We start from the raw sequence: 3,085 nt of genomic DNA on the forward strand, positions 1-3,085 counted from the left end.
TCGCTGCAGGGCGCGCGCGTCGGTGAAGTCCTGGAAGACGATGACCAGGCCGCAGAACTGCTTGCGGTCGTTCATGATCGGCGACACCACCTGGCGGATGCTGCAGCGCGTGTCGTCGCGCCGCACGAGAACCGCGCGCGTGTTCTGGTCGCAACGAGGCTGTTCGCACGCCGAAGGACGCGTCAGGCCGATTCTCTGCCCGCTTTCCTCGTCGACCGCCCAATAGACATGGCCGAGCACCTTTCCAAGGGCTTCGCAGACGTCAACGCCGGTGAGCTTTTCCGCGACGGGGTTCATGAAGGTGATGCGGTTGGCGGCATCGGTGCAAATCACCGCGTCGCCGATCGACTGCAGCGTGACCCTCAGACGCTCCTTCTCGTCGGCCAGCATCGCCGCCGAAACCATCAGCCGCGTCTCGGCCTCCTTGCGCTGCGTGATATCGGTCAGGCTGCCGATGGCGCGGATCACCCGGCCCTCGGCGTCGCGCTCGATCGTCTTGCCACGGTCGAGGATCCAGACCCAGTGGCCGTCCTTGTGGCGCATCCGGAACTCGGCTTCGAAAAAGGGCGTCTCGCCGGCAAGGTGCGCGCGATCCGCCTCGGCGACGCGTGCCTGATCGTCGGGATGGATCATGGTCAGCCAGCGGTCCGGGTCTCCGTCGAGCTCGCCAGCGGCATAGCCCAGCATCTTCGCCCAGGTTTCGGAATAGGTTGTGCCACCCTTGCGCATATCGAGGCTCCAGACTCCCTGTCCGGTGCTGGTGAGCGCGAAATTCCAACGGGTCTCGGCCTCGGCGATGCGCGCCTCGGCCTGCTTGCGGGCGTCGATGTCCTCGATCTGCGACACCAGATAGAGCGGGCGGCCTGTCCCCTCTTCGCGGATGACCGAGCCCGCAAGCTGCGCCCAGACCGGAGTACCGTCCTTGTGCAGATACCGCTTCTCGAAATGGAAGGAGTGGATCTTGCCTTCCTTCAGGCTCATCATCGTCTCGCGGCCGATCTGCAGGTCGTCGGGATGGGTGATCTGGAGGAACGTCAGCGCCTCGATTTCCGATCGGGTATAGCCGAGCATGTCGGCGAAGGCCGGATTGGCCTGAACGATGCGCCCGTCGAGCCCGACAATGGCGACGCCGATCGCCGAATCCTCCATGGCCCGGCGGAAGCGCTGTTCGCTCTCGGCGATCTGCCGGCGATCGTCGACGATGCGTTGGATGAACATGGCCGACAGAAACAGCGTCGCGGCTGTGATGGCGATGGAAATCTGCAGGCAGAGCCTCAGCGCGTCGGCGCCAAATTCGAGGCGTGGCAGCAGGATCGATGCGGCGGCGGCAACCAGGCCGATTGCGAGCAAACCCTGCGCGGCGTGCCTGTCGGCACGAAGCCCTTTCCAGTTCAACCACGCCACGATGCGACCCACCCCAACACGCAACTGCACGTTGCCGCAACCCTGGCGGATCGGTTTTAAGGAATGGTTGCGCAGATGATGGCGATCGCTCCGCTAACCGGCAAACAATTGCCGGCATGATTAAGGGACTGTTTCGAAACAGCCCCGGCGGGCTACCAGCGCACGAAAAGCCGCCCGCCGATAGCCCCGAGCAGCGTCAGGAAGGCGATGGCGATCGTATACCAGGTGGCGACGAAGAGCGGCGAATCGTCGAAACAATGCGCGGCGTAGAAGGTTGCCGCGAGCCCGCCCGCGAGCAGCCCGGCCACCGCGCCAGCAAGCACCGGCCTGGTCGGCGCGCCGTAGCGCAGCATGCCGAGGAAGACCGCCAGCGGGCCGATGCCGATCAGCGGGATGAAAGTCATGCAGATCATCATGTTCGAGCCGACGAGCCGCTTGCCCCAATCGGCCTGGGGTACGACGAAAAGCTCCAGGACCACCGCCAGCACGACCAAAAGCGGCGCGGCGAGCATCCAGGCCATCTTCTGCCTTGTCGAAGCGCCCGGCACCGACAGCGCGCGGATCAGCGCGAAGGCGCTGACCGCAAGCACCAGCGTGAACACGAATTTCGACATGAAGCGCATCGTGTGCATGGCCGGCATGATGTCGGGACGCGGCCCGATGGTCGTGAAGAACACGGCTGCCGCGATCGCCACGGCAACGGAGACCGCCAGCCACCAGGCCTTGCCCATCGGCATGGCCTTCTTGCCGGCATCCGCGTCGAGCGCTTTGATCAGATCCTCTGTCCTCATGTCACTGTCGCCCGAATCTTTTAGCGATCGCGGCGAGGCCGCGATGCAGCGACACGCGCACAGCCGTTTCACTGACGCCGAGCTTGGCGGCGGTCTCGCCGATCGAATGACCGTCGACCGAAATTGACGAGACGACCGAGCGTTGCGTCGGCGGCAGTCCCTCGAGCGCCCGATTTATGTCGCGCTGGCTGACCGTCTCCGTCTCCGGCTCGGCGAAGGTCTCGGCGATCTCGTCGATCTCGACCTCGATGCGGCGCCCTCGCCGGCGGAACGCGTCGATAAGCTTGAAGCGGGCGATCGCGTAGACCCAGGGCAGCACCGGCGCATCCGGCCGCCAGGTGTGGCGTTTCACATGAATGGCAAGCAAGGTTTCCTGCACGACATCCTCGGGGTCGACTCCGCCCTGAACGATCTTGCGCCGGACAAAGCCGCGAACGAGGGCGGCGATGCGATGCAGAAAGTTGGCATAAGCCCTTTCGTCTCCCGCGATCGCGGCCCTGAGCAGCCCGGAGAGCTCTGCCTCGTCCTTGCCGGTCACAAGAGTTTACCCCCGAAGTTCGCGTCTCGGCCCTGGTTTGTTACGTGGCCGGCGAAATAATGTCCAAGCCAAACTGCCGCAAAATCACGAAAGTTTGCGGCATGGCGACGGATTGAAGCAGGGGCACAATCTTGACTACAATAATCAGGTATTGGTAGGTGAGCCGAGCCTGACCCCTGTCTCCAGATTTGAGGACGATGCCCCATGAAGAATGCCCTTTCCACGCTCGCCGGCGCTGCGATGGCGCTCGGCGTGATCGCCGGCCCGGCCATGGCGGAGGATCAAGGCATCGTCGTCTACAATGCCCAGCATGAGAGCCTCGCCAAGGAATGGGCTGCCGGCTTCACTAAGG

Annotated in this window: 3 protein-coding genes; all 3 read right to left on the reverse strand. The window is 64.1% G+C overall.

The features are described from left to right. On the reverse strand, window positions 1–1,404 hold a 1,404-nt coding region (locus EOA24_RS32315; protein ID WP_245501905.1), incomplete at its 3' end, for a PAS domain S-box protein. Window positions 1,405–1,556: 152 nt separating this feature from the next. Next, window positions 1,557–2,195: an NrsF family protein gene (locus EOA24_RS32320; RefSeq protein ID WP_126081051.1), complete on the reverse strand. Its 639-nt coding sequence runs from the start codon at window positions 2,193–2,195 to the stop codon at window positions 1,557–1,559. A gap of 1 nt (window position 2,196) precedes the next feature. Next, complete coding sequence (locus EOA24_RS32325; RefSeq protein ID WP_126081050.1) at window positions 2,197–2,733, reverse strand: sigma-70 family RNA polymerase sigma factor; 537 nt, start codon at window positions 2,731–2,733, stop codon at window positions 2,197–2,199. Between the last annotated feature and the right edge of the window lie 352 nt (window positions 2,734–3,085).

The organism is Mesorhizobium sp. M2A.F.Ca.ET.039.01.1.1 (genome assembly GCF_003998035.1).
GTDB lineage: Bacteria > Pseudomonadota > Alphaproteobacteria > Rhizobiales > Rhizobiaceae > Mesorhizobium.